This window comes from Campylobacter sp. RM16192, assembly GCF_004803855.2.
In the GTDB taxonomy this organism is placed as follows: Bacteria; Campylobacterota; Campylobacteria; order Campylobacterales; family Campylobacteraceae; genus Campylobacter_A.
Window position 1 is genome coordinate 1118215 of sequence record NZ_CP012552.1, and the last position, 17075, is coordinate 1135289.

21 protein-coding genes are annotated in these 17075 nt (G+C 35.7%); 11 read left to right on the plus strand and 10 right to left on the minus strand.

Annotated elements, in window-relative coordinates; all coding sequences use genetic code 11:
- Positions 1-7 precede the first annotated feature (7 nt).
- The 6 genes from CDOMC_RS05770 to CDOMC_RS05795 all read right to left on the minus strand — a co-directional run bounded on the left by CDOMC_RS05770 (position 8) and on the right by CDOMC_RS05795 (position 4521).
- Positions 8-625: a trimeric intracellular cation channel family protein gene (locus CDOMC_RS05770; RefSeq protein WP_172128702.1), complete on the minus strand. Its 618-nt coding sequence runs from the start codon at positions 623-625 to the stop codon at positions 8-10.
- Between the two features lie 94 nt (positions 626-719).
- Positions 720-1832, minus strand: a complete 1113-nt coding sequence (locus CDOMC_RS05775) for a sensor histidine kinase (protein ID WP_172128704.1) — start codon at positions 1830-1832, stop codon at positions 720-722.
- Positions 1825-2487, minus strand: a complete 663-nt coding sequence (locus CDOMC_RS05780; protein ID WP_172128706.1) for a response regulator transcription factor — start codon at positions 2485-2487, stop codon at positions 1825-1827. The genes CDOMC_RS05775 and CDOMC_RS05780 overlap by 8 nt, the downstream gene beginning before the upstream one ends.
- Before the next feature lie 104 nt (positions 2488-2591).
- Complete coding sequence (locus CDOMC_RS05785) at positions 2592-3107, minus strand: DUF1104 domain-containing protein (protein ID WP_172128708.1); 516 nt, start codon at positions 3105-3107, stop codon at positions 2592-2594.
- 192 nt (positions 3108-3299) lie between these two features.
- The gene (locus CDOMC_RS05790; protein ID WP_172128710.1) at positions 3300-3647 is read right to left on the minus strand and encodes a DUF1104 domain-containing protein; all 348 of its coding nucleotides are present in this window, start codon (positions 3645-3647) and stop codon (positions 3300-3302) included.
- 67 nt (positions 3648-3714) lie between these two features.
- Positions 3715-4521, minus strand: a complete 807-nt coding sequence (locus CDOMC_RS05795; RefSeq protein ID WP_172128712.1) for a M23 family metallopeptidase — start codon at positions 4519-4521, stop codon at positions 3715-3717.
- Positions 4522-4616: 95 nt separating this feature from the next.
- Here CDOMC_RS05795 and CDOMC_RS05800 point away from each other — a divergent pair, with 95 nt between their 5' ends.
- The gene (locus CDOMC_RS05800) at positions 4617-5273 is read left to right on the plus strand and encodes a lipid-binding SYLF domain-containing protein (RefSeq protein WP_172128714.1); all 657 of its coding nucleotides are present in this window, start codon (positions 4617-4619) and stop codon (positions 5271-5273) included.
- 25 nt (positions 5274-5298) lie between these two features.
- Here CDOMC_RS05800 and CDOMC_RS05805 read toward each other — a convergent pair whose 3' ends face one another.
- Positions 5299-5508, minus strand: coding sequence for a hypothetical protein (locus CDOMC_RS05805; RefSeq protein WP_169943090.1), 210 nt, complete (start codon positions 5506-5508; stop codon positions 5299-5301).
- A 180-nt stretch (positions 5509-5688) separates the two neighbouring features.
- On the opposite strand from CDOMC_RS05805, the gene CDOMC_RS05810 reads away from it, so the two are divergent.
- From CDOMC_RS05810 to modD, 10 genes are all read left to right on the plus strand, one after another.
- Positions 5689-6123 (plus strand): Fur family transcriptional regulator, encoded by a 435-nt coding sequence (locus tag CDOMC_RS05810; protein ID WP_172128716.1) that lies wholly within the window; start codon positions 5689-5691, stop codon positions 6121-6123.
- Complete coding sequence (locus CDOMC_RS05815; protein WP_172128718.1) at positions 6120-8288, plus strand: heavy metal translocating P-type ATPase; 2169 nt, start codon at positions 6120-6122, stop codon at positions 8286-8288. The genes CDOMC_RS05810 and CDOMC_RS05815 overlap by 4 nt, the downstream gene beginning before the upstream one ends.
- Before the next feature lie 76 nt (positions 8289-8364).
- Positions 8365-8703: an HMA2 domain-containing protein gene (locus CDOMC_RS05820; protein ID WP_172128720.1), complete on the plus strand. Its 339-nt coding sequence runs from the start codon at positions 8365-8367 to the stop codon at positions 8701-8703.
- Entirely contained in the window at positions 8693-9394 is a 702-nt protein-coding gene (locus CDOMC_RS05825) for an aminotransferase (protein WP_172128722.1), read from the plus strand. The genes CDOMC_RS05820 and CDOMC_RS05825 overlap by 11 nt, the downstream gene beginning before the upstream one ends.
- A gap of 25 nt (positions 9395-9419) precedes the next feature.
- Positions 9420-9743, plus strand: coding sequence for a hypothetical protein (locus tag CDOMC_RS05830; RefSeq protein WP_172128724.1), 324 nt, complete (start codon positions 9420-9422; stop codon positions 9741-9743).
- Complete coding sequence (locus tag CDOMC_RS05835; RefSeq protein WP_172128726.1) at positions 9743-10042, plus strand: Cys/Met metabolism pyridoxal-phosphate-dependent enzyme; 300 nt, start codon at positions 9743-9745, stop codon at positions 10040-10042. The genes CDOMC_RS05830 and CDOMC_RS05835 overlap by 1 nt, the downstream gene beginning before the upstream one ends.
- A gap of 2 nt (positions 10043-10044) precedes the next feature.
- Positions 10045-10389, plus strand: coding sequence for a YtxH domain-containing protein (locus CDOMC_RS05840; RefSeq protein WP_172128728.1), 345 nt, complete (start codon positions 10045-10047; stop codon positions 10387-10389).
- Positions 10373-12448, plus strand: coding sequence for a heavy metal translocating P-type ATPase (locus tag CDOMC_RS05845; RefSeq protein ID WP_172128730.1), 2076 nt, complete (start codon positions 10373-10375; stop codon positions 12446-12448). The genes CDOMC_RS05840 and CDOMC_RS05845 overlap by 17 nt, the downstream gene beginning before the upstream one ends.
- Complete coding sequence (locus CDOMC_RS05850; RefSeq protein WP_172128732.1) at positions 12442-12711, plus strand: helicase; 270 nt, start codon at positions 12442-12444, stop codon at positions 12709-12711. The genes CDOMC_RS05845 and CDOMC_RS05850 overlap by 7 nt, the downstream gene beginning before the upstream one ends.
- 3 nt (positions 12712-12714) lie before the next feature.
- Positions 12715-13554 carry a ModD protein gene (gene modD / locus CDOMC_RS05855; protein ID WP_172128734.1) on the plus strand — a complete coding sequence of 280 codons (840 nt, stop codon included), beginning with the start codon at positions 12715-12717 and terminating at the stop codon, positions 13552-13554.
- Positions 13555-13593: 39 nt separating this feature from the next.
- Here modD and glyS read toward each other — a convergent pair whose 3' ends face one another.
- From glyS to CDOMC_RS05865, 3 genes are read right to left on the minus strand one after another with little or no spacing between them, the layout of a single operon-like run.
- Positions 13594-15621: a glycine--tRNA ligase subunit beta gene (gene glyS / locus CDOMC_RS05860; RefSeq protein WP_172128735.1), complete on the minus strand. Its 2028-nt coding sequence runs from the start codon at positions 15619-15621 to the stop codon at positions 13594-13596.
- 30 nt (positions 15622-15651) lie between these two features.
- Positions 15652-15774 carry a hypothetical protein gene (locus tag CDOMC_RS10260; protein WP_257792998.1) on the minus strand — a complete coding sequence of 41 codons (123 nt, stop codon included), beginning with the start codon at positions 15772-15774 and terminating at the stop codon, positions 15652-15654.
- A complete protein-coding gene (locus CDOMC_RS05865) occupies positions 15771-17075 on the minus strand; it encodes an endonuclease/exonuclease/phosphatase family protein (RefSeq protein ID WP_172128736.1) in 1305 nt (434 codons plus the stop codon). The genes CDOMC_RS10260 and CDOMC_RS05865 overlap by 4 nt, the downstream gene beginning before the upstream one ends.

Here is a 17075-nt window from a genome sequence, read left to right on the forward strand (position 1 = left end):
ACTCCTTTTAATCAAGTGTCGGCAGGTGCCAACCTCTATAATACGCCAGAAGTCTAAAAACCACTCCAACGGCAAAAAGCCCCATTATCCACCATATGTTATTAAGCCCGAAGTTATGCATGACATAATACACAGCTCCAACCACGATACTAACGGTCGCGTAAAGACCCGTTTTTAAAAACCAAGGAACTTCGTTAAATAAAACATCACGCAAAATTCCGCCGCCGACACCGTTGCAAAGCGCAAGCATAACAACTCCAAAGATATTATATCCATACTGCAAGGCGATTATCGCTCCGACGATAGAAAAGCTTACCAGATCCACGGCGTCTGTCGTTACAAAAAGGAATTTCTTCTCTATATCGCTACGCTTGTGAATCCTAAAAAGAGCGGAGAGAACAAGCATAGATATAACTATAATGCAAGGCATGTAGTGGGTAAACGAGTATAGCGGTCTGGATACTATGGTATCTCTCATAAATCCTCCGCCAAGCGCCGTCAGTAGCGCCGAGACAAATATGCCAAGCCAGTCGCAATTTCTCTTAACCGCAAACAAAAACCCGCTAACCGCCGCAGATGCGATACCGATATATTCAGGTATTAAAAAAATTTGTAAATCGTCCATAAAAGCTCTAAGGTTAAAATTTAAAGAGTATTTTACATGCTTAAGCTATAAATTCGGTTGAAATTTGAAAATTTCATGTTTGCCAAGCCAAATTTCAAAAAGCAACTTTAAACTCGGTCATGCCGCCACTACTCTTGCAGCTTACTTTAAATTTGAGCTCGTCGCAAAATTTCTTAACGATATTAAGCCCTATGCCAAAGCCACCGCTCGTCTCGTCAAAGCGGGTATAAAGATCAAAGATGTGGGGCAAATTTTCCTTTGCTATGCCCTGTCCGCTATTTGTGATAACAAGAGCTTTTTTATCAAGCTTCACGCTTACATCTCCGCCTTCGTTTGAGTATTTCACGGCGTTGCTTAAGAGGTTATCAACTATCTTTCGCACCTTAAATTTTGAAGTTACAAGCGTGACATCCTTGATATCGGCGGTTAAATTTATGCCTTTTTGCTTTAAATTTAGTGAGAAAAACTCAAGCCTCTCGCTTACTATATGAGCTAAATTTACCTCTTCATTCTCTTCGTATTTTTTATTTAATCTTAAGATCGTAAGATCTTCGTATAAATTTGATATCGTATGCGCGGCGGTTTTGATATTGCCAAGATATTTTTCAGGATCGGTTTTAAATAGCTCTATACTCATCAAAATCACGCTTAAAGGAGTGTTTATCTCGTGAGTCGTATCGCGGATAAATCCGTCTAAAAACTCTATCTTTGCGTATAGTGGACGCAGAGATAGCCTGATGATAAGATAAGCTATTAGCAAGATCGCAGCCAAAACTCCAAGCGAAACGAGCAAAATTTGAGCCTTGAGTGCCAAGAGTTTAACCTTAACATCAGCACGCTTAATGGCTACTAGATACTCGTTTTGACCCTTTTTATCATGGACTCTAAACTGCACAACATTTTCTTCGCCGTCCATGTAGTTACGCCCCATTCCCTGCTTTGGCTTAAAGTCATCTTCTATCACTTCGCCCGTTTTTAAATTTACGACATAAGCTTTCATATCGTCAAAGTCATCATCATCAAGCTCGCCGTTGTTGTGAAGTTTTATCTGAAGTTCGCGCTTAAAATCCCTAAAATCAAATGCGTCCTTGTCCATTATGAAGTGTTTTTCTCTATCATAAAAAACTTTGCCGAAAAATACTAAAAACGCAACGCTGGTTAGAAAATAGAGCAAAAATATTGGCAAAACGTGGCGTTTTTTAAACATATCTATATCCTAGCTTTGATGCGCTTACTATACGCTCTTTGCCAAGAATTTTGCGCAGTTCGGTTATATAAACGCGCAAACTAAGCTCGCTTGGACTCTCGTCATAGTCCCAAATTTGCTCATAAATTTCATCTCTGCTTATGAATCTATCTTTGTTTTTAAGCAGCAGAGTTAAAAGTTTGGCTTGTTTTTTAGGCATGGTTACTATCTCTTCGCCCTTATAGAGCACTCCTTGCTTCATATCAAAGCTGAAATTTTCATCAAGCATTTCAAATTCACTTACGTTATGCACAAATGTTCTTTTAAGGATATTATTTACGCGCAAAAGCAGCTCTTTAAGCTCAAAAGGCTTTTTGATATAGTCGTCACAACCGCTCAAAAAGCCCTTTTGAAGATCGTTTATGGTGTTTAAAGATGTGGTAAATATACAAGGAGTAAGCCTTCTAGCCTCTCTTAGCTCTTTTAGTAGCTCAAAGCCGTTGCCGCCGATGATTTTAACGTCAAATATCCATAGGTCAAAGCTATTTTCATAGGCTAGATCCAAAGCCTCATTGTAGCTTTTGACACCCTCTACCTCAAAATTTTCGCTTCTAAGATACGAACACATCATATCAAGCAGCATCGCCTCATCTTCAACTACTAAAATTTTAGCCACCATTACTCCTTAAGCTAAATTTAGAGATATTACTATTTTTGGTTTTAATAAAGCATAAATTTTAGCTTTAAGCACTTGAGCCAAAGGACGCAAGAGCCATAAATTTACTGCCACATACAGCCAAAGCCTGCACCATATCCCTGCGCGCCGTTTTTATTCATACCCATTCCTTGTACTTGATTCATACCGCAATTAAAATTTTGATTGCAGTTTTGATAAGCTTTCATCTTGTGTCCTTTGCCTGATTTATAGTGCCGGCCGTGACCGCTACCTTGACTTCCGCCATAGGCGTAAAATCCCATTTCACGAGCCTCTTTTACGCTTAAAGCGTCTATTTTATCCCTCATCATTGCTCTATACTCTTGCATAAATTTTACTCTCTCATCAGGACTCATCGCAGACATCTTCTGTCTCATCTGCTCTCTAAAGTCGCCTCTTATATCCTCTATCTGCGAATCAAGCTTGCCTGCGCGCTTATGAATTTCAAACGAAATTTCACTTAGCGTCTTTGCGTCCGCACCCGCAACCATACTGTTTAACTGCTCGTTTGAGCTATCGCTAATCGAGCCTGCAAACAAACTTCCTGCGATTAATATCGCGATTAAACCTAACTTTTTCATCTTCTCTCCTTGTGTTGAAATGTAAGTGAAGTATAAAGAAAAGTTGTGAAGGAAAAGTTAAGCAAAATTTATAAAATAATCTATAGTGTGAATTTAAATTTATCTTTTTAGTTAAATTTAGTATGTAAATTTGAGATTATAAGAAAGTCAAATTTGACCGAGTAGTTTCGGTCAAATTCTGTATTGTTTAGATTAAATTTCTATAGGCTTAAGTGCCAGTTCGTTTGCCTCTTTAACGCTTAAATTTAAGACTTTTTCATTGTAGCTGGCGATAAATTTTTCTTTAAATTTCACTTGCTCGTCTTGGCTTATAGAGGCTATTTTCTTATCAAACTCGGACTTAAAGTCTTGCTTTGAAGCCTCGGCCTCAACTCTTAGCTTGGCAGCTCTTTTATCTATCTCAAATGAAATTTCGCCCAAAGTCTTAGCATCGGCGTTTTTTATCATTTTGGCAAATCCGCACGACTGAGCCTTGTCAAATTTCGCCGATAAATAGGCTTTAAAAGCAACTAATATACTCATGATTTTTAATCTTTTCATATTTTCTCCTTAGAAGTTATGAAAAGATTTTAAAAAGAAGTTGTGAAGAAAAAGTTAAGTCGTCAAACTAAAAAAGAGCGTTTATCTTTTTGATGAAATTTATCGGATTTACCTGCACTGAGTTTACGATAACGCCAAAATGAAGATGAGGGCCGCTAACTCTGCCGGTAGCTCCGCTTAGTCCGATAACCTCGCCCTTTGTTACCTTTTGATCCAGCTTAACGCCGATCTTATCTAGATGATAATACTGAGTATAAATTCCCTCTCCGTGATCTATCACAACCGAGCCTCCAGCGTAGTATCTATCTTTTGCGATTACGACTATACCGTCATTGCTGGACACTACAGGAGTGCCAATAGCCGCGCGAAAATCGGTTCCTGAGTGATAGCTTTTAACCAGCTCATTAAAAACCCTTGCGGTGCCAAATTCGCTTGTTATAACAGAATCCATAGGAAGCATAAAAGTTGTATTAAATTTTAAACCATGGGTTTTGGTTGAATAAATTTTATTAGCTTCATTTCTCTCTTCCTCTATTCTTTTTAATAATTCTTTAGGAGGTGTAACCTTTGAGCTCTCGACACTTATCTTTTCTTTTTTGTATTGACCATTAATAACTTTAAAAATAATCTCATCTATATCTCCATTAAAATCATTTCTTAAGATTATTTCACCCTTTTTATAATACCCTGCAGTAACTATAGTAAATTTTATATTTTCATCTGATGGATTGCTAAGCCACTCTCTTTTCTTGCTATCCACCGTTAATGTACCGGCAAATTTCGATTCAATCTTAGCTATCTGTATATCTCCGTTTATTATATCCTGAGCCATAATATTAAATGATATAAAAATTATTAAAAATATACTTTTCATAAAAATATTTATATTAAAAATTCAAAAATATTTTTTAAATTTAGTAAAAAAATAATATAATAGGAAACAAAAAATTATTAAAAAAGGAAAAGCTTATGAATAAAATATTTAAACTTGTGCTTTGCATCTTAACGCTCTCTACTTTTGCATTTGCTGACTTCACACAAAGTCAAAAGGTAAAAACATCATTAAATATACTTAACGACTTTGGAGTAAGCAAAAATAAGAAATTCAAAGACATTACAGGTATAGCAATAATTCCAAGCGTAGTAAAAAGCGGATTTGTAATATCTGGACATGAAGGTAAAGGAGTTTTTGTAGCCAAAAATGATGATAATGAATGGAGTTCGCCTATTTTTATAGATTATAAAGGCGCTGGACTCGGAGCACAGGCAGGATATAAATCAGTTGATCTTATTTTACTTTTTAAATCAAGCAGATCTTGGGCTGGCTTAATTGATGGTAAAGGCTCAATAGACATTAGCGCCGATGTAGCATTATTTGGGATAGGACAAAAAACAGGGGTCTCAACAGATCTTCCTGAAATTTCCGCATGGGTATTAGAAAGAGGAAAGGCAAAGGGAGTATTTTTAGGGGTTAGTATAAACACATCTATGATGGTAGTAAATAATCAAGACACAAATGACTACTATGAGAGAATATACGATATCGCTGATATTTATCACAATTCACCTAAAGACAGCAGATATACTCAAAAACTAAAAGAGATATTAAATAAATATTTTGAATAATTAAAAATTATGGTTTAGCTTTAAGCTAAACCATATAAAGTGATACAAATCTTTTTTTATTAATTGGAGAAAATTGTGTCATATACTCAAAAGCCTCTTCATAATCTCCATCTGTATACTTTGCAACCTCTTCAATAAGCTCAAAAAGCTCTTCGTCATCCATAGACTCAAAGCTACCTCTATTCTCCAGAACTTCAAGTAAAACGGCGTCTAACTCAAGCTCGTCGTATGTCATTATCCTACCTTTGAAAGTTTTTTTGCGGAATTATGCCAAAAAAACCTTTATATTCGCTTATCAAATTTTCTTAAAATTTTTAAAAATTTTATATAAAAATTGTAATTTTATTCGCAAATCAGCTTATTTCATTATAATCATGATAGCGATTATAAATTTATAATAAAGAGTGGTAGTTGTATGCAAAATTTTGAAAATTTTTACTCAAAATTTTCTACCTTTTTAAAAGATTTTAACCATAAGAATTCCAGGCAAAAAGAGGGAATTTTAAAAATCTTATATACTAGCGAAGATCATTTAAGCGCTAGTGATATACAAGAGAAATTTTATCAAGAATTTAAAGAAAATATTAGCCTCACAGCAATATATCAATTTTTAAATTTCTTAGAAGAGATTGGACTGGGGATATCTTTTGAAAAGAGTGGAATTAGAAAATTTGAGCTAAATCTAAATTCACATCACGACCACTTAATCTGCACAAAATGCGGTAAAATAGTAAGTTTTTACGATGAAACCATAGAAAATAGACAGGATATAATCTGCGAAAATAAAAAATTTAAAATAGAAGGCCATACGATGATCTTATATGGAATTTGTAAAGAGTGTCAAAGATGACACAAATAGTTATAAAAGCCCACATAAATGGGCGAATTAGGCTCAAATCTCCGGAATTTAATCCAAAAAATTTTGAAAAAATTAATAAAATTCTATCAAAAAAAGTAAAAAATATAAGACTAAACCAATACTGCAACTCGTTAATAATACACTTTGATCAAAATATCATAAATTTAGATGAGATATTAACAAAACTGGAGAAAAATTTTTCGGTTGCCAGGCAAAAAGAGAGCCCAAAAATCCCAAAAAAGATAGAAAAATCAAAATCTTTAGCAATTTCAGTTCCAGCATGCAGTGCCTGCTCGCACTGCTCTACAAATTTAGTATCAGAATCTAGCTGGAGAAAAAAGATATTAAATTTCGGCGCTCTTAGTCTGATAGCCGTAGGTGTTTTTGTAAAAGAGCATATCATGGCTACGCCTCTTGGGCTGCTTGCTAAACTTGCAATAGGGGCTATTAGCATATACTCCGCAATTCCTCTTATAAAAGAGGGGCTAGAAGAACTAAAAGAGAAAAAAATAAGCCTACAAAGCTTTATCGCTTTTGCACTTCTTATAGCAATTTTAGGCGGTGAGGTAACGGCTGCATTTGAGATCATCTATATTCTTAGAGGAAGTATGCTTTTTGAAGAATATACTGCCAATAAGTCACGTGCGGAAATTCATAAGCTAATTAGCCTGGATGTCAAAAAAGCATATGTATTGCAAGGCGATTTAGAAGTTGAAGTCTCCTTAGAAGATGTAAAAGATGGCGATATAATAGTATGCAGAAGCGGAGAAAAGATCGTAGCCGACGGAGTTATAATCAACGGAAGCGCGGAGGTAAACGAGGCTATAATCAACGGACGAAGCGAGAGCGTATACAAAAAGAAAAACGATAGCGTATTTGCTAATACTTTGGTAGAAAAAGGCAGAATTTATATAAAAGTAAGCGCAACAGGAAATGAAACATATATAGCCAGAATTATAAGCGAAGTAGAAAAAAATCTTTCAAACAAAAGCCAAAGCGAACTAAGCGCTGATAGACTAGCTCAAAAAGTGCTAAAAATCGGCTCGGCTTTAAGTGTCGGGACATTTTTTGTTACAGGTTCATTTTTAAGAGCTTTTAGCGTCATGATAGTAATGAGCTGTCCTTGCTCTACCGTGCTTGCTGCAAGTTCTGCCGTAAGTGCGGCAATAGCAAGAGCCGCCAAAGACGGAATATTGATAAAAGGTGGAGAGTACTTAGAAAATGTCAGTCAAAGCGAAATATTTTGCTTTGATAAAACAGGAACTCTTACTACAGGCAAACCAAAGATAGCAGACTTTAAACTAGTAGGCAAGATGACAAAAGAGGAGTTTTTTAAAATAGCTTCAAGCATAGAGCATCACAACACACATCCTCTTGCCGTCTCTATTAACGAATATGCAAAGAGCTTAAACATCTTTGCAAATGTCAATTTTAAAAGCGAAATTTTGCCAGGTCTTGGAGTTAAAGCTAAATTTGAAGATAGCGAGTTCTTATTAGGTAATCTCAATCTAATGAGAAAATATAAAGTAAAAATACAAAAATTTAAAACTCCTAAATTTACAAGCGAAAACACAATCGTATATCTTGCGAAAGATGGCGAAATTTTAGGCGCTATCATATATGAGCATGAAATTAGAACAGGCAGTATAGAAACTGTAAAAGAGCTCAAAGAGCGAGGTAAAAAGGTTGTGCTGTTAACTGGAGATGATGAAAAAGTAGCTAAAGAGTTTGCAAAAAAATTTGATTTTGACGATATATACTTCTCTTTGATGCCTGACGATAAGGCAAAAATCATTCAGAAGCTTAAAAACTACGGTAAAGTAGTGATGATAGGAGACGGTGTAAATGATACCTTGGCTATGAGTAAGGCCGATATAGGAATATCTTTTGCCAGCGGAGGAAGCGAGGCTGCCATAGAGATTTCAAATATAGCCATTACAAATTCTCGCCCTCTTGATATAGTCAAACTTCACGATTTAAGCGCTTTTGCACTGCAGATAGTAAAACAAAACTACAATATAGGAACAAGTACAAATATGCTAGGAGCCGCACTTGGCGCTCTTGGAGTATTAAATCCTGCCGGCGCAGGGCTAATACATATAGCTCACACAGCCGGAATCATCGCAAATTCAAGCAGAATTAGCATTAAAAAATGATAACGATATGCAAAAAACTTTAAGTTACGATTAAGTATACGAAGCCGATAATAACGCCAAAGAAAAAGGAGAAAATTTGAGCGTAGCACCAAATTTAATATTGCCAGATCTTATTGTAAAGATAACTTCATACTTTACACTGATTCATCATACTCCTGGACGTCTTAGAGTAAGAGTCAGTGCGAAGATAAAAGATGAAGCCAGCAATCTAAATTTAGACAAGATAGATCAGATAATAAAAAAAATAGATGGTATAAAAAATGTAAAATTTAACCAGCTAATAGGCTCTGTAACAATAGAATATGATTCAGCGATTTTTCCAAAGGATATCTGGGATGATCTATTGGCAGGTAGAAATTTAGATAAAATATCTCAAACTATAAATGAGCTTGCAAGGAGCGCATATGCAGGATAAAAATTTAAAAGGCATCATAAATGCAGCATATATATTTGAGCTTAGAGGAATTAGACTTTATGAGAATTTAAAAGATAAAGATCCGATTTTTGCTCAAATTTTAGCTATCAAAAATAGTGGCTTAATGCTTTTAAGCGGTTATGAATCAAACGAACCGGTAGAGTGTTATTTTGATGGTTTAAGCAATCAAAGCCTTGAAAACTGCCTTATAAAAGCATTAAATTACGAGATAGAATTAAATGCTTTTTATGAGATGATGACGGATAAAGTAGAAGATGAAAATTTAAGAGATATCTGCTTTAGACTATGGGCGACCTCTCATAACGAATATATTGCAGCACTTAAAATGAGGCTTTACGAAGAGCTTGGTACAACAAGACAGATAAACGCAGCAGATCAAGAATACAAAAAAGAAGATGATCACGATAATGACGAACAAGAGCATGCATACGATCAGCCAAAAAATAATAATTTTGGTTTTAATGGATTTAACGGCTTTAACCAAAATGCATTTGCCGAGATGAGTAAAAGAGTTGAACGCATAGCCTCGGGAAGAGGCAGTCAAGAAGATATCGTGGAGCTTCTTAACAGCCCTCATTTCTCATTTTTTAGCGGACTTGCGATAGGCGGAATGGCTGGAATTTTAATTAATAAAATGATCAACAAAGAGGATGAAAAAGAAGATGTTTAACAATACCAATAATAAAGGATTTAAGATGGCACTACCATTTTTAGCAGGACTTGCAGTAGGCGGATTAGTTGTTGTTGCTTTTAATAATAGAAAAAAAGTTAAATCTGCTTTAGAGTGTGGATTAGAAAAAGGCAAAGAAGCAGCCAAAGACGTCAAGGAATTTGCGACAGAAAAATTTGAAAAAATCTCAAGCGAAGTAAAACAAGAGGTAAAAAAAAGACGCACAAGAAGAGCGCCTGAAGAGATAGAGGCTGATAAAAAAGCTAAAGAGACTACAAAGAAAAAAAGAGCGCCAAGAGCCAAAAAAGTTCCAGCTCAAACTCCTGAAGTAGCAGGCGGAGCTGAATAATGAGAGCCATAACTTCAACAGCAAGACTTCCTATGGATCACCTTATAAGCGGTGCTCTAATAGCCGGAATTACAATTGGTGGGCTTAGCTATAACGAATATAAAAAAGGCAATATAAGCTCTAAACAAGCGACTAAAAAGACAATCAAACTAAGCATTCAAGGTGGTTTAGCTACGGCTTGCGCAATTAGCGCATCAAATAGACTCGTTATGGGCAACTATATCGGTGCGGCTCTAAGCGCAGCTGTAGGAATTGGCGGTATAATACTAACCGAGAAACTAATAAATCCAGAGGAATAAAAATGAATAACCCATATATAAATTCAACCCAAACCGTCAATAAGATAAACAACGATGGAAGCACTACTACAACAACTACTACAGTTAAAACAACTGGTGCTCCAAGTGCTTTTGACAAGGGTATAAACGAGGCTTTAAAAGACTTCGTTCCTGAAAATTTCAATGCTGCAGGATTTTTAAAGGGCGCTTTAATAGGCGGAGCTGTAGCTTATATATTGACAAATGAAAAGGCTCAACAAGCAGTTTTTTCAGCTATAGTGAAGGGTTCAAATTTGCTTCAAGCCGGATTTGAAGAGCTTAAAGAGCGATTTGAAGACGTAAAGGCTGAAATTGAGTCACAAAAATAAAATTTATATCGCGCACAAGAGTAAAAATCGCGTAAGATTTATATGCGAAGATATAACCTCAGAGTGCGATGAGAGCTTTTTGGAAGCTCAAATTTCAGAATTTAAATATGTAAAAAGCGTCAGGTTAAACAAAAAAGCCAAAAGCATAATTGTAGAGTTTGATTCAAATTTTGACGAAATTTATAAATTTTTAGAAACCATAAAGATTAAAAATTTAAACAAACAAAAAAATAGTCCAAGCAAAGCAGGCATATATAAAGCCGTTACAAGCATGGCTATAACTCCGCTAATAAACGGCAATATGCTAAAAACTGCAACAAGCTTGTACGCTTGCGCTCCGCTTCTTAAAGAGGGCGTAAGTGAGCTAATTAACGAAGGCGTGACCTCAAAAGTGCTTGAGAGCATGGCTGTAGGAGTAAGTCTGGCTAGACACGACTATATGGCAGCAAATAGTACAAATTTAATGCTCGCAATCGGCGAATATATGGAAGAAAGCGCCGTTCATAGAAGCGATGATTTAATAAAAGAGCTTGCTAGACCAAACATAGAAGAGATATGGGTAGAGACTATAAAAGATGGCAAAAAGACCCTTAACAAAGTAGCTACAGAAAGTGTAAAGATAGGTGATATCGTAGTAGTAGGAGCTGGAGAGAGTATAGGTATAGATGGATATATCGTAGAGGGAGAGGCTAGCGTCAATCAAGTTTCAATGACAGGAGAAGCCGAACCCGTAAAAAAAGAGCGTGGTGACCGCGTTATGAGCGGAACTGTCGTAGAGGATGGAAGAATAAAAATTTGGGCCGAAGGAGTAGGAGAAGAGACCGCTACGGCACGCATCAAACAATATATTCAAAGCTCTCTAAACGAAAAATCAAGCATCGGATTAAGAGCTACAAAACTAGCGGACAAGCTAGTTCCAGTCACCCTCTCTCTGGCCGGAGTATCCTATCTTTTAAGCAGAGATATGACAAGAGTTGCATCGGTGTTACAGGCTGATTACTCATGCGCACTCAAACTAGCAACTCCGGTAGCCTTTAAATCAAGTATATCAAAGGCTGGCAGAAACGGAGTGCTTATAAAGGGCGCAAAAGCTATAGAGGCTCTTGCAGGTGCAGATACATTTGTATTTGATAAGACAGGAACGCTAACTCACGGAAGCCTCAGCGTAGTAGAAGTTCATTCTTTTAAAAAAGAATTTAGCAAGGCAGAGCTTTTAAATTTAACCGCAAGCGCAGAGGAGCACTACTTCCACCCTGTGGCAGAAGCTATTGTAAAAGCGGCTCGCGAGGTAGGATTCCACCATATACATCACGATGAGGTGGAATTTATAGTAGCTCACGGTGTCAAAACACATGTAAACGGCAAAGAGGTCGTAATAGGCAGCAGGCATTTTTTAGAAGATGACGAAAATATATCATTTATAGAGCATGAAGACATTATAAGAGATGCCATAGACAATGGATTTACTCTACTTTACGTAGGCTACAATAAAGAGCTTTTAGGCGTTATCTCGATGAAAGACACAATGAGAGAAAACGCAAAAGATGCGCTTAATGCTCTAAAAAAACTGGGCGTAAAAGAGCTGGTAATGCTAACCGGTGATATCGAGAGCAAGGCAAATCAAGTAGCCAAAGAGCTAGGCATAGATAGAGTGTTTGCCAACTGCTTGCCTACCGATAAAGCGACGATAATAGAACGACTCAAACAAGAGGGTAAAAAAGTAGCCTTTGTAGGAGACGGCATCAATGACGCTCCAAGCCTAATGAGAGCAAATGTCGGCATAAGTATGCAAAAAGGAGCCGATATAGCCAAGGCTACAGCGGACATAAGCCTACTAAAAGACGACATCTACTCTGTCGTAACAGCAAAAGATATGGCAAATAAAACAATGAAGCTTATTAATACGAATTTTAATGCGACAGTTGGCATAAATTCGCTTATACTAGCAGGTGCGACATTTGGACTATTTAATCCTATTGCGACAGCTGTTTTGCATAACGGCACTACTATAGGTCTGCTTGCCAATTCGATGAAAGGTGTGAAAATAAAACAATGCTAAGCGGAGAACTTTTAAATCTAAACACTCATAGAAAAGCAGCAAAAGTTGGCATGAGCGTTACCTTGGCCACTGCTTGCCTTACGGCTTTAAATATGAAAAATAAACCCATGAAACAACTACATGTAGCCTCAAGCATAGCCTTTGTCGGTTTTGCTCTGTACCATGCCGGACTTTACGATAACGGAATATTTAAAAACATGATTATAAAGGCTCAAAAAGACCAATCAGTTAAAAAACGTCTTAGCAAATCAAAAAAGAGTTAAGAGATGTTTTTTAGCGATAGTGAAATTTTAAGCTATATCAATGAAGATATACCGTATTTTGATCTAACTACATCGCTTCAAAATATTGGTAAAAATGCGATTTTAGAGATAAAAACAAGAGACGATATCGTAGTAAGTTGCATCGATATCTCCTCTAGAATTGCGAATTTACTAGGTTGCGAAACTACAATTTATTACAATAACCAAAGTCTAGCCAAATCTCAAAGCGTGATTTTAAAAATCATGGGTTCATATAATGATGTTCACAAGGCTTGGAAGCTTTGTCAAATATTGCTTGAATACACTTGTAAAATTTCTACATATACAAATTTGATGCTAAATTCTGCCAAAAGCGTCAATAAAAAATGTGAAATTTTAGCAACTAGAAAAAGTTTTCCTTTTGCCAAAAAAATATGCATAAAAGCTGTTCTTGATGGTGGAGGCGGAATACATAGGCTCAATCTAAGCGATAGTGTATTGTTTTTTGAAAATCATATAAAAGCTTACAAAAATTTTGATGAGTTTTTAACTCAAATTCCAATTTTTAAAGCCAAGATGCCAGAGAAAAAAATATCCGTAGAGTGCGAAGACTTAAAAACACTTAATAAGCTTTTAGACGCCAATGTTGATATAGTGCAATGTGATAAATTTGATATATCAATGTTGCAAGAGGCTGTAAATTTAATAAATCAAAAAAATCCAACAATCACCATAGTGGCAAGCGGCGGGATAAATCTAAAAAACGTCAAAGAGTATGCAAATACCGGAGTAGATGCTATTGTAACATCCGCAATGTATGCTCAAGGAATGGCGAATCTAACTTCAACTCTAAAAGTTATTTAAGCAGATATTTACATTAAATATAAATATCTGCTCATAAAATTATAAACTTATCTCTTTGATATCTGCGATTTTTAGGAACTCTTTATAAATTTGACCTATTAGAGCTATACGGTTGCTGCGGATTTTAGCATCATCCACATTTATCATTACCTTATCAAAAAAGCTATCAATAACAGATTTTAATGCAAACAGATCATCTAGTCTCTCTTTAAAATCGCTATCTTTAGCAACCACTTTTTTAAATTCGCTATTTAAATTTCTTTCTTTCTCGCTTTCAAAAAGAGATTCATTTACTACACCGATATTCTCATCTTTGATAATATTTGCAAGACGTTTAAATGTACTAAAATTCTCTCTAAAATCACTCTTCTCGCTAATCTCATAAAGCGCTTTTATAGCCTCGCATTGAGCTAAAATATCGCCTTTTTCACTTGCTAAGCAGGCTTTTATTATAGAGGCATTGGCATCAAAGAAGGTGTAAAGCCTGTCAAATATAAAATTTTCAAGCTGTTTTAGATCAAATTTTGCGTAACCATTTGCAAGACTTGATAAAACCTCTTTTAGATTAAAATTTAGCTTCTCATTTAGTATGATTTTAATTATTCCGTTCGCAGCTCTTCTTAATGCGTATGGATCTTTGTTGCCACTTGGAATTTTACCTACGCTAAATAGTCCCATTAGAGTATCTATCTTGGTTGCAAGCGCTACTACCGAGCTAAAAATACCATTTGGACATTCGCTCTTTTCACCACTTGGCAAATACTGCTCTTTAATTGCATTTGCTATAAATTCGCTCTCACCCTTAGCCTTTGCGTAGTAATACCCCATTACTCCTTGAAGCTCCGTAAACTCATATACCATCTGAGTTGTGAGGTCTGCTTTGCTTAGCATTACCGCTATTTCAAGCAATTCCTCATACCTAGCCCCTACTTCACTATTTAAGCGATTAGAGTAAATTTTAGCTAATGCTTTTACTACTTTTAGCTCTCTTAGCTCTTTTTCATAGATACTTCCAAGCTCTTTTAAATATGTTATATTTTTTAGTTTTTCAGGACCAAAATCAGCCTTTAAATCACTCTGCCAAAAGAACATTGCATCACTTAAACGAGCGCGCAGAACCTTTTCGTTTCCTTTTATTATAAGGTTGTAATCATCCGCAATAGCATTGCTTACTACCACAAAATGATTGCTTAGCTTTTTATTTTTAAACACAGGGAAATAGCGCTGATTTTCCTTCATTGAAGTTATAATAGCCTCGCTTGGCACGTCCAAAAACTCGGCCTCAAATTCACCCATCAAAGCGGTGGGATACTCTGTAATAGCCACAACCTCATCTAGTAGATCCTCATCTATCTCTATATCAAATCCGCTTTTTTGCTCTATATCTTTAAACTCTTTTAAAATTTTCTCGCGTCTTTTTTCTTGATCCAAAATAACGCCTATTTTTGACATTGAACCAAAATAGTCTTTGGCGTTTTTAACGCTAAATTTGTCATAGCTTATGCTTCTGTGTTGATATATAGAATTACCGCTATCTACGTCAAATTTATTAAATTTAACTACCTCATCTCCTAAAATCACAAGAAAAGATCTTATCGGACGAATAAAGTCAAATTTTCCATCTCCCCAGCGCATAGACTTACCAAAATTTAGACTAAGTAAAAATTTCTCTATCATATCACCTAAAAGCTCTTGACTAGGTCTTCCGGCAACAGGTTTTTTATAGTATAAAACCTCTTTACCGTTTATTGTTTCAAATTTGAGCTCGCTCTCGGTTATCCCACATTTATTGGCAAAGCTAACCGCAGCCTGAGTAAATTTGCCGTCTTTAATGGCAACTTGTTTAGGGGCACCTATAAACTCACTAAATCCATCATCTTGTTTGACCTTAAAATCAGGATGATAAAAAACTATTCTACGAGGCGTATAGTAAAATTCACACTCACTAAAAAGACTGTTTTCTCTAAGAACATCCTGCCACTTTTCCTTGACATTACCAGACTCTTTTAAAAACGGAATGGCCGGTAACTCCTCAACTCCAATTTCTATTATTAACTCTTTTGTCATAGCCAACTCTTTTTTTGATTTTTTGTTATTTTAACTTTTTTTCTTTGAATTTCTCTCATCATTTCTCTCTTTCATCTGCAAAACAAATCCACGCACTAAAAATATCATAAAAAGCACAAAAGCGGAAAGTATTGCAAAGTCTAATATCTTCATTTCTCTATCCAAATTTGAGGCTCATTGTGATAAAGCACTACTTTAACCGCTTCAAATTTAGCCTTTTTTACATCTTCCATCTTGCCCTTAGAGCTATAAATCCTAATATCTCCATATTTGGTATATAGCCTGCCTCTTTTAATCTCTCCACTCACACTTCTTATAACGTCTCCCGCCCTAGCCTCGTTTATACGCTCCTCGCCTAGCATTTGAAGCTTAGGATCCATAAGCTTATCATATATCTTTGAGACGTAGAGAGATTTTACCTCGAGCATACCCTTATATTCGCCCACATCATTTATAACCACATCCATTACACTGCCGACTAGATCGTCGTTTTTTGGCTCATATACGTAAATTCCACGCCCGTCTTTAGCTATCACAAAACCTTTTTTATCCTTATAAACCACCGTCACTCCGCTTATAACAAAAGGTGTATTTTTTGGATTTTTAAATATATCGTCTATATTCTTTTCTTGAATTTTAGCCTTAGTGGCAGTGCTTATTTTAAATTTCAAAGGAAAGTGATCCGAATAAACATTTTTACCCTGTTTATACACCTCAAAACTTCCATTTACATAACTTATTCCACTGCCATCAACCATTTGCTTTGAAACAACTGCATGATCAATAGGCCTTAAATTTATATGCGAATACCTCTTATCGCTTGCCATAAACTGCCAAAGATCAACCATGTTTCTACTTATCAAAATATCATTTAGCAGTGATTCTTTACCGTAAGGTGTGTTAAAATCCCCAAGCAATATTACATTTTCGTCATTTTGTATAGCGCTTTTTAAAGACCTAAAAGCGCTCTCTCTACTCTTTAGGCTATTTTTTTGAGCTGGCATATGATTTACAAATAGACTAAATTCATGTCCATCAAGCTCAAATTTGACTTTTACAATATCTCTTGTCTTTACGTTTGGAACTTTAAAAATTTTAGTCTCAATAGGCCTTATTTTAGATATCAATCCAAGTCCGATAGGAGATCTTTTGTCCTTTGAAAAGGCAAAATATTGATATCCTGTAGCCCGCATAAGCTCTTTTAAAATTTCCTCGTTTTCTATCTCTTGAAGTGCGATTATGTCGGCATTAAGCTCTTTAATTATATTTTTTATATTTCCAAATTTTACTTTAGCTGTTTTTTCATTCCACTGCGATTTTCCTATCACAAAGTCTTGATATTCAGTGCCGTTATTTTTAGCATCGAATAGATTTTCAACATTAAAAGTAGCTATGCTAAGTTCAGCTGCGATTGCCAAGATAAAGCTAAAGCATAGCAAAATTATTTTTCTCAT

What these genes read in the sequence shown, in the direction of transcription:
- CDOMC_RS05770 (WP_172128702.1), bottom strand. Translation starts at nt 625, where the DNA reads ATGGACGATTTACAAATTTTTTTAATACCTGAATATATCGGTATCGCA.
- modD (WP_172128734.1), top strand. Translation starts at nt 12,715, where the DNA reads ATGTTTTTTAGCGATAGTGAAATTTTAAGCTATATCAATGAAGATATA.
- CDOMC_RS05805 (WP_169943090.1), bottom strand. Translation starts at nt 5,508, where the DNA reads ATGACATACGACGAGCTTGAGTTAGACGCCGTTTTACTTGAAGTTCTG.
- CDOMC_RS05850 (WP_172128732.1), top strand. Translation starts at nt 12,442, where the DNA reads ATGCTAAGCGGAGAACTTTTAAATCTAAACACTCATAGAAAAGCAGCA.
- CDOMC_RS05800 (WP_172128714.1), top strand. Translation starts at nt 4,617, where the DNA reads ATGAATAAAATATTTAAACTTGTGCTTTGCATCTTAACGCTCTCTACT.
- CDOMC_RS05810 (WP_172128716.1), top strand. Translation starts at nt 5,689, where the DNA reads ATGCAAAATTTTGAAAATTTTTACTCAAAATTTTCTACCTTTTTAAAA.
- CDOMC_RS05835 (WP_172128726.1), top strand. Translation starts at nt 9,743, where the DNA reads ATGAGAGCCATAACTTCAACAGCAAGACTTCCTATGGATCACCTTATA.
- CDOMC_RS05785 (WP_172128708.1), bottom strand. Translation starts at nt 3,107, where the DNA reads ATGAAAAAGTTAGGTTTAATCGCGATATTAATCGCAGGAAGTTTGTTT.
- CDOMC_RS05830 (WP_172128724.1), top strand. Translation starts at nt 9,420, where the DNA reads ATGGCACTACCATTTTTAGCAGGACTTGCAGTAGGCGGATTAGTTGTT.
- CDOMC_RS10260 (WP_257792998.1), bottom strand. Translation starts at nt 15,774, where the DNA reads ATGAAGATATTAGACTTTGCAATACTTTCCGCTTTTGTGCTTTTTATG.
- CDOMC_RS05795 (WP_172128712.1), bottom strand. Translation starts at nt 4,521, where the DNA reads ATGAAAAGTATATTTTTAATAATTTTTATATCATTTAATATTATGGCT.
- CDOMC_RS05790 (WP_172128710.1), bottom strand. Translation starts at nt 3,647, where the DNA reads ATGAAAAGATTAAAAATCATGAGTATATTAGTTGCTTTTAAAGCCTAT.
- CDOMC_RS05775 (WP_172128704.1), bottom strand. Translation starts at nt 1,832, where the DNA reads ATGTTTAAAAAACGCCACGTTTTGCCAATATTTTTGCTCTATTTTCTA.
- CDOMC_RS05825 (WP_172128722.1), top strand. Translation starts at nt 8,693, where the DNA reads ATGCAGGATAAAAATTTAAAAGGCATCATAAATGCAGCATATATATTT.
- CDOMC_RS05815 (WP_172128718.1), top strand. Translation starts at nt 6,120, where the DNA reads ATGACACAAATAGTTATAAAAGCCCACATAAATGGGCGAATTAGGCTC.
- CDOMC_RS05840 (WP_172128728.1), top strand. Translation starts at nt 10,045, where the DNA reads ATGAATAACCCATATATAAATTCAACCCAAACCGTCAATAAGATAAAC.
- CDOMC_RS05865 (WP_172128736.1), bottom strand. Translation starts at nt 17,075, where the DNA reads ATGAGAAAAATAATTTTGCTATGCTTTAGCTTTATCTTGGCAATCGCA.
- glyS (WP_172128735.1), bottom strand. Translation starts at nt 15,621, where the DNA reads ATGACAAAAGAGTTAATAATAGAAATTGGAGTTGAGGAGTTACCGGCC.